The organism is Sphingomonas sp. GW821-FHT09E03 (assembly GCF_059416225.1).
Genome location: NZ_JBWKOS010000013.1, coordinates 49,269 through 57,008 on the forward strand (window position 1 = coordinate 49,269; position 7,740 = coordinate 57,008).

Here is a 7,740-nt window from a genome sequence, read left to right on the forward strand (position 1 = left end):
TCATGACCCGCGCGACTGCGCTCTAGCGAGGTTTCGCACTTCGCCCAATTGCCATAAGACGATGGTCGGCAGCCCGATCGCGACATCCCGGGCGCGCTTGGCGAGTGCTAGCGCTAGTGCCATCTCCACCGGTATGCTAAGCAGCGGCGCGAGCAGCGCATAGCCTGCTTCCTGGACGCCTAGGCCACCTGGCACCGCAAAGGCGACTGACCGCAGCATGAAGATCAGGCTCTCCAGCGCCAGCACCCGAGATAGCGCGAAGCTCGCGCCGATCAGGTGCAGGACGATCCAGGCGCCAGCGGCGCTGGCAACCCAGGCAAGCAGGTTGAGAAGAAAGGCAAACGCGACATGCCGACGATGAGTGTAGATCGTCACCAGCTCAACCTGCAGCGTCGCCAAGGTCGCCACCGAGCCCGGGAGCATGCGCCCGACCAGCGATCCCGCAACGCGGGGGAGCAGATACTGGCCAGCGAGGACCACGCCGATCAGCACGACCAGCGCGGCCCCCGCACCGACGAGGATGGCGCGGGTCGAGCCCGCAGCAGCGCCTGGCAACAGCAGCACCGCCGCGGTGATCCCGAAGGCGGTGAACAGGGCCTGCGCGGCAAGCTCGGTGGTCATGTCGACGATCAGCGACGCGTAGATCCGCGCCGTCGGCAGGTCGGCGCTCGTCAGCGTCCGCGCCCCGACGACGATGCCGCCGATCTGCGACAGCGGCAGCAGATCGGCGACCGCCTCGCGCACCGCCCGTGCCCAGGCGAAGCGCGCCACGCGGGCGGTTGGCCGGCCGGGCGTCGCGGCGGCCCATGCTGCGCCGAGGATGACGAACACGCCGCTCGACCACAGGCAATAGAGCAGGAAACCGCCGACGCCGATCTGGCGGGCGATGGTCGCGACCGTGCCGATCCCGGCCCAGCCGAAGGTCCAGATTGCGACCGCCAAGCCGACCAGGGTCGCCACCAGGATGGCGAGGTTGATGCGGCTCATCGGCCGGGATGCTCCACGAAATCGGCAAAGCGGCCGCGGGTCGTCCCGGCCGTGAGCGCCGCGGCTGCGGGATCGATCAGCGCGGAGAGTTCGTCGCGGTAGCGATAGCTCAAGGCGTGGCCGGGATAGTGATCGTCGGTCGCCGGGTGAAAGTAGATCTCGCTGATCCCGGCGGGGAGGTGAGGCAGCAATCCGCGCAGGCGCGGCGCATTGAACGCGCCGGACCATGCGAGGCCGAACACCTGGTCGGGGACGAGCAGCCCCACCGCCCGCGCGCGCCGGCGGACGAGCGTTGCCCACAGCCTGGCGGGATCGAACCCCGCCGGCGAGGTGGGGTCCACCGCGGCGATCGGCGCGCGCGGCTCGACCGGCGCCCGCAGCGATCGCATTCCGTAGCGCGCGCCGATCATCAGCACCGTCGACAGGATCGTTGGGTGGACGTGAAAATGCTTGTGGGCGTTGACATGGTCGAGCGGCAGACCGGTCGCGGCAAACAGGGCAAATTGCGCGTCGATCTCGGCCGCGAGCTGCCGCCGCGCCGCGGGTGAGGCGAAGATCGTGATCCCGGCGCGGACCATGTCGCGCCGGAACCGGCCGCTGGCGTCGACCAGCGCCGGCACCTGCTCGGGCGGCAGCGCAGGGCGACCCTCGACCAACACCAGGTGCAGGCCGACGCCGAGGCCCGGCAGGTCACGCGCCCGCGCCACCGCATCCGCCGCGGCGTCTCCCGTCACCATCAGGCTGGCGGCGGTGAGGAGGCCATGGCGATGCGCCTGTTCGACGGCGTCGTTGACGGCCACCGCCGCGCCGAAATCGTCGGCGGTGACGATCAGCCGTCGCGCACGCTCCTGGCTCAGGCCGCTACGTCCTTGCGGCGACGCAGGAAGTCGAAGAACTCGACGCCTTCGCGCAGGCGGCGCTTCATCATCTGCCAGTCGGTCAGCATCTCGCGGACGATGTCCCAGATCTTCGACGGGCGGAAGTAGAAGCGCTTGTAGAATTCCTCGACCTTGTCGAAGATCAGCGAGGCCGGCAGATGCGGGTAGGAGAGCTGGGCGATCTGGGTGCCGCCGTCGGTGAGCAGATGGTCGCCGCCGTCGAACCAGTCATTCTCCACCGCCTGCTTGTACAGGAACGTCCCCGGATAAGGCGCCGCCAGCGACACCTGAATGGTGTGCGGATCGATTTCCTTGGCGTAGTTGATCGTCTCCTCGATCGTCTCTTCGGTCTCGCCCGGGAGCCCCAGGATGAAGGTGCCGTGGATGACGATGCCGAGCGCGTGGCAATCCTTGGTGAACTGCCGCGCCACTTCGACGCGCAGGCCCTTCTTGATGTTGTGCAGGATCTGCTGGTTGCCGCTCTCATAGCCGACCAGCAGCAGGCGCAGGCCGTTCTCCTTGAGCACCTTCAGCGTCTTGTACGGCACATTGGCCTTGGCGTTGCACGACCAGGTCACGCCGAGCTTGCCGAGCTCGATCGCGAGTTCCTCGACGCGCGGCAAATTGTCGGTCAGCGTGTCGTCGTCGAAGAAGATTTCCTTGTTCTGCGGGAATGCCTCCATCACGTACTTCACTTCCTCGATCACATGACCGATCGAGCGCGTGCGGTAATTATGACCACCCACCGTCTGCGGCCACAGGCAGAAGGTGCAGCGGCTCTTGCAGCCGCGGCCGGTGTAGAACGACACATAAGGGTGCAGCAGATAGCCGCCGAAATACTTCTCCATCTGCAGGTCGCGCTTGTAGATCGGCGATACGAACGGCAGGCTGTCCATGTCCTCGACGACCTTGCGGTCCTTGTTGTGGATGATCGCGCCATCGTCGTCGCGCCAGCTGATCCCTTCCACTTCGCGCAGCGGCATGCCGTTGGCGACATCGAGGATGGTAAAGTCGAACTCATTGCGCGCGACAAAGTCGATCGCGGTCGAGGTCTCGAGCACCTTGGCTGATTCCACCGCGGCCTTGGCGCCGATGAAGCCGATCTTGATCCGCGGGTTGCGCTGCTTGATCAGCTCGGCGGTATGGACGTCCTGGCGGAAGCTCGGCGTCGAGGTGTGGAGGATCACGAGGTCGCGCGCGTCCATCTCGTGCTTGATATCGTCCCAGCTCTGGTCGTGCGCGGGGGCGTCGATCAGCTTGGAGCCCTCTACCAACGCGGCCGGCTGGGCAAGCCAGGTAGGATACCAGAAGGACTTCACTTCCCGCTTCATTTGGTAGCGGGCACCGGCACCGCCATCATAGCCGTCGAACGACGGGCCTTGCAGGAACAAGGTGCGCATCATGCCAATGTCTCCGAAGCGGCGACAATCCGCCCCCCGTTGATGGTAAGCCGATGCCCACGCCAATCAACCGAGCGGACGAAAAATGTCGCCAGAAATAGTCCGAACGACAGCATGTCGCGGACGGGAATGAGAAGGAAACGGATCGCCGGACGGCCCCCGAGTCGGGCGAGCATCGCCGCGCGGACTCCGACTGCCAGCGCGACCGCGCCCCAAGTACATGGATGGCCACCAAGGATCGCCAGCGCGGCCAGCGCGAACGGCAGCGGGTGGAGGACAACGCTGCCAGCGAACCCGCCGGGATCGATCCCGGCGATGGTTGCGCTCCAGCGCAGCTCGTGCCGGATCAGCGCGGCCAGGCTCGGCTCCGCGCAGGCATGCGTAATCAAGCTACGCGAGACCGCGACCTTGAGACCTAGCGCCCGCACCGCCTCGCCCATCGCATAATCGTCGGCCAGGATATCGCATACGGCGCGAAAGCCGCCGATCTGGGCCAGGGTGGTTGCCCGCATCGCGATGGTCGACCCCATGCACGGTTGGGCTAGGCCGGTGCCGAGGCCGATCAGCGTCGACGGCAGGAAGTGGAGATCAATCCCCATCGCTACCAGCGTCGACCAGATGCCGGCATCGGCTCGACCACGGTATAGGCAAGAGACCGCGCCGATGCCGGGCTGATCGAGCATCGAGACGAGCCTGGCGAGGTAATCCGGTTCCACCGCCATGTCACTGTCGCTGATCACCACGACGTCGTGTCGGGTGTGCTCATGGAGATTGATGAGGTTGCACACCTTGGCGTTGGTGCCATGGGCGCGCGGATCGAGCACCAGGGCAAGATCATGGCTTGGCCATGCCCTGCGCAGCGCCTCAACCACCGCGATTGCCGGATCGTCGCCTCGCTGGACGCCGAACAGACACTGTACCGGCGCGGCATAATCCTGCCGCAGGAAGCCAGTGAGATTGGCGGCGAGCTGCGGCTCCGTTCCGTGCAGCGGCTTGAGGATCGTTACCGGCGGCCAGCTACCCGCGCGCGCCAGACTCGGTGGCGCGGTGCGGAATAGCCAAACCGCCCATGAGAGCAGGGCCGAGCCAGTCAGCGACATCAGCAGAGCAAGATAGCCGAGAGGCAGAAGTCACTCCGTCCTAAGCAGGTCTACAGGATCACGGGCAACTCGCCCGCGCCATGCATCCGGTAGCGTACGTCTGCCACGTCATTGTGACGCCTTGGAGCATCCATCACAGCTGCTTGTACGCCGGACGTTAGTATTAGCAGGACGCCACAGCGCTGGGCCAATTGGGAATTACCAATGTTCAAGGTTCCGCAGTCGCTGTGATGTAGCAGGCTTGCGAGATGTTTTCGGAACGGCGTCGGCGCGTGCAACGGATCAGAGCTTGCTGCGACTGGCACCGGCATCCAGACGAGGGGCAGGACGGTCGGTTCAATCAGTGCCTCAGCGTTCAACACAGCGTTGGTGAATCATGCTGAATGACTATTCGTTGCTTTCAGCGATCTGATTTCCCGACGAAATTCACTGAGTGGTCAGACTCATCTCAGCTGCATTCAGATCGGCAACGGTTTTTGAGCGTGTTGCCCATCGTGCCCGAAGCGAAGATTTATGTGTCAGCCTACCGCTTTCTTGATGATGCTCATTGCGATCAAGCCGGTTCGGGTGGCGTTCACAGACAGTTTCTTAGAATAGCGTGTGAACGGAAGCCGCTCGTCGCTCTGGCGTTGCGAGCAACGTCGCAAGGAGAGCACGATGAATAAAAAGATCAAATTGCTGGCCCTTACAGGCTTAATTGCCACTTCCGCTGTGTTGCCGGATGCAGCATCTGCACAGCGCTACCGGCATCATGATCGGACCTATCACCATCGAGACGGCCGATATCGCCATCGCTGCAGCGGCGGTGATGGTGCAGTTGGCACGATCGCAGGCGCCGGCGGGGGCGCCTTGCTTGGCAATGTACTTGGCGGCGGGACGCTTGGTACCATCGCGGGCGGGGTTGGCGGTGGCCTGCTCGGCCGGCACCTTGATAAGCAAAACACCCGCCATCGGCGAGGGTGCTAACTCGCTTGCAACGTCTGGCCCTCGCCCATTTGTGGGTGAGGGCCAGTCTTTGAGACTCTGCCTGTCAATGAGGTGGCTTTAAAACAGCCGGTGCGTTTGAAGGCATCCAGATTGTGACAGCAGCACGTTCATCTATATCGGCGCCGTGACCAAGCCGATCGTACCAGCTGCCGCCCGATACCTCCGCACCGACGCAATCCGCGGAGGCATGGATCTGTTGATTTTTGCGCACAAGTCGCATCTTAAGCGAGTAGATGTCGCCTTGGGGGCTAAAGGGCTCGGGCGAGCACATCACCGCGTACTGTACGTGGTTTCGCGACAGCCGGGGAGTTCGATTGGAACTATCCTCGGCATACTCGGGATTACTAAACAGTCGCTTAATAGAGTCGTGCGCGAATTAACCCGGAAGGGTTGGTTGGAGGTGCGTACCGGCGAGCGAGATCGCCGCATGAAGTTTCTGTACCTGACCGAGAATGGGGATCAGCTCGAACACGAACTGTTCGAGCAACTACACGCCAACATGGCGCGGGCCTATGCTGCGGCTGGGGAGCCTGCGGTCGCCGGATATTGGACCCTCATGCAGCATCTGATGGACGAGACCGCACACGGCCACTTCAAGGCGTTTCATGAGAAGCCTGCGTCGCTTCTGCCCTGATCGGTGTACCGCATCACACTCGTTGTTGCATCCTCAGCGAAAGCGGATCTGGTGCGAAAATCTAGAAGTGCCCAAACTTTGACCTTTGTGTCCTGGTTCCGAGCTCGACTCGTTTGATCCGTCATGCCTGTATAAGGAGATGGGCAGGATCTGGTTGAACAAAAGGGTGGCGGTGTAGCAGAGGGGTCGGCTACCTCGGTGACGTTTGTTGCTAGAGACAAGCCACGCTGGCTGCTTCTAGTTTCAAGACAGCCGGAGGGCTTATCCGGTGTGCTGAACTTCGTCAGTCGATCAACATGAACAAATGGCCGGAGATGAGCGGTGGGGAGGGCAGCTTGAACGTCCGATTGTGGGTCGTAGTGCATGAAGGGATCCGCGTCCGCCCACCTGGCGCCATTCACTTAACGTGCTGGCGTCCTCATAATCGGACAATCGTTCACGATCGGAAGCCGTTTAGGCATGTCCCTCATCAATCAGTTCGAACTCTCGATACCCTTGATCCAAGCGCCGATGGCGGGCGTTGCCACACCTGCGCTGGCAGCAGCGGTATCCCAGGCGGGAGCCTTGGGGTCGATCGGAGTGGGCGCGACCGACGCCGGCGGCGCACGGGCGATGATCGAGGAGGTGCGCAGCCGCACGACCCGCGCATTCAACGTCAACTTCTTCGTCCACGCTGGCGCAAAAGCCGATAGTTCGCGAGAGGCGCAATGGCTGGATTGGCTTGCCCCACTGTTCGCCGAGTACGGCGCAGAACCGCCGAGGGCGCTCAGGACGATCTACAAGAGCTTCGCAGATGATCCCGACATGGTGGCGGTACTGCTCGACCTCGCGCCGCCAGTGGTCAGCTTCCACTTCGGGTTGCCGTCCGCCGACGTGATCTCGGCGTTGCGGACTCGCGGTATCTACCTCATGGCGACCGCAACCAGCCTCGACGAAGCGCAGGCGATTGAGGCGGCGGGGATCGACGCGGTGGTCGCGCAAGGGATCGAGGCTGGCGGGCATCGGGGTGTCTTCGACCCGACCGCGCCCGACGACGCTCTTGGCGTGTTCGCGCTGACCCGGCTTCTGGTAAGCAAGACGGAACTACCAGTCATTGCAGCCGGTGGGATAATGGATGGCGCTGGCATCGCCGCGGCGCTCGATCTCGGAGCCGCGGCAGCGCAGCTGGGAACTGCATTCGTGGCGTGCCCGGAGTCTGCCGCAGACGAAGCGTACCGGGCGGCTCTTACTGGTGCCGGCGCTTACCATACTGTCCTCACGTCGCTCATCTCTGGTCGGCCCGCGCGTGCGCTGGCCAACCGGTTCACAGCTTTGAGCGAGTCGGTTGGTGAGCGCCGACCGCCCGATTATCCCATTGCCTATGATGCGGGAAAGGCGCTGCATGCGGCTGCCAAGGTCGGGGGAGAATATGGGTTCGGCGCGCAATGGGCAGGTCAAGGTGCGCCGCTATCCCGCGTGATGCCGGCAGCAGCCTTGGTTGGGGCGCTGCGAGAGGAACTCGAAGGGCGCCGGGTTTGAGTTCGGTCGGGCCTTGCGCCATTCCTAGATCAGACTGACCGTGATCCCCACCCGGAGCCGCTTACGCAGGTGGTCCAGCGTACCAAACATGACCATGCGGTCGAGATGAACCAACGGCCGAAGTTGGAAACACGAAAAGGGGTCGCGAATGGCCGCAACTGGGTCAGGTGCAATTCGCCCGGAGTACAAGCCGAACTGTTGGTAGTGGGCACTGGCTGCATTGCTGGATCATGAGC

General features: G+C 63.5%; 7 protein-coding genes. 3 read left to right on the top strand and 4 right to left on the bottom strand.

The features are described 5' to 3' along the window. Genes AC07M8_RS17980 through hpnI form a run of 4 tightly spaced genes read right to left on the bottom strand, consistent with a single transcriptional unit; the run spans window position 1 to window position 4,392 of the window. Complete coding sequence (locus AC07M8_RS17980; RefSeq protein WP_495175602.1) at window positions 1–987, bottom strand: lysylphosphatidylglycerol synthase domain-containing protein; 987 nt, start codon at window positions 985–987, stop codon at window positions 1–3. Then, window positions 984–1,844, bottom strand: a complete 861-nt coding sequence (hpnK, locus tag AC07M8_RS17985) for a hopanoid biosynthesis-associated protein HpnK (protein WP_495175610.1) — start codon at window positions 1,842–1,844, stop codon at window positions 984–986. The genes AC07M8_RS17980 and hpnK overlap by 4 nt, the downstream gene beginning before the upstream one ends. Next, the gene (gene hpnJ, locus AC07M8_RS17990; RefSeq protein WP_495175603.1) at window positions 1,841–3,268 is read right to left on the bottom strand and encodes a hopanoid biosynthesis associated radical SAM protein HpnJ; all 1,428 of its coding nucleotides are present in this window, start codon (window positions 3,266–3,268) and stop codon (window positions 1,841–1,843) included. Before hpnJ ends, hpnK begins: the two co-directional genes overlap by 4 nt. Next, window positions 3,265–4,392, bottom strand: coding sequence for a bacteriohopanetetrol glucosamine biosynthesis glycosyltransferase HpnI (gene hpnI, locus AC07M8_RS17995; protein ID WP_495175611.1), 1,128 nt, complete (start codon window positions 4,390–4,392; stop codon window positions 3,265–3,267). Before hpnI ends, hpnJ begins: the two co-directional genes overlap by 4 nt. A 630-nt stretch (window positions 4,393–5,022) precedes the next feature. Between hpnI and AC07M8_RS18000 the strand changes: the two genes are divergently transcribed. The 3 genes from AC07M8_RS18000 to AC07M8_RS18010 all read left to right on the top strand — a co-directional run bounded on the left by AC07M8_RS18000 (window position 5,023) and on the right by AC07M8_RS18010 (window position 7,504). Next, window positions 5,023–5,331, top strand: coding sequence for a hypothetical protein (locus AC07M8_RS18000; protein ID WP_495175604.1), 309 nt, complete (start codon window positions 5,023–5,025; stop codon window positions 5,329–5,331). A gap of 145 nt (window positions 5,332–5,476) precedes the next feature. Further along, the gene (locus AC07M8_RS18005; protein WP_495175605.1) at window positions 5,477–5,986 is read left to right on the top strand and encodes a MarR family winged helix-turn-helix transcriptional regulator; all 510 of its coding nucleotides are present in this window, start codon (window positions 5,477–5,479) and stop codon (window positions 5,984–5,986) included. A gap of 459 nt (window positions 5,987–6,445) precedes the next feature. Next, entirely contained in the window at window positions 6,446–7,504 is a 1,059-nt protein-coding gene (locus AC07M8_RS18010; RefSeq protein WP_495175606.1) for an NAD(P)H-dependent flavin oxidoreductase, read from the top strand. Window positions 7,505–7,740: the final 236 nt, after the last annotated feature.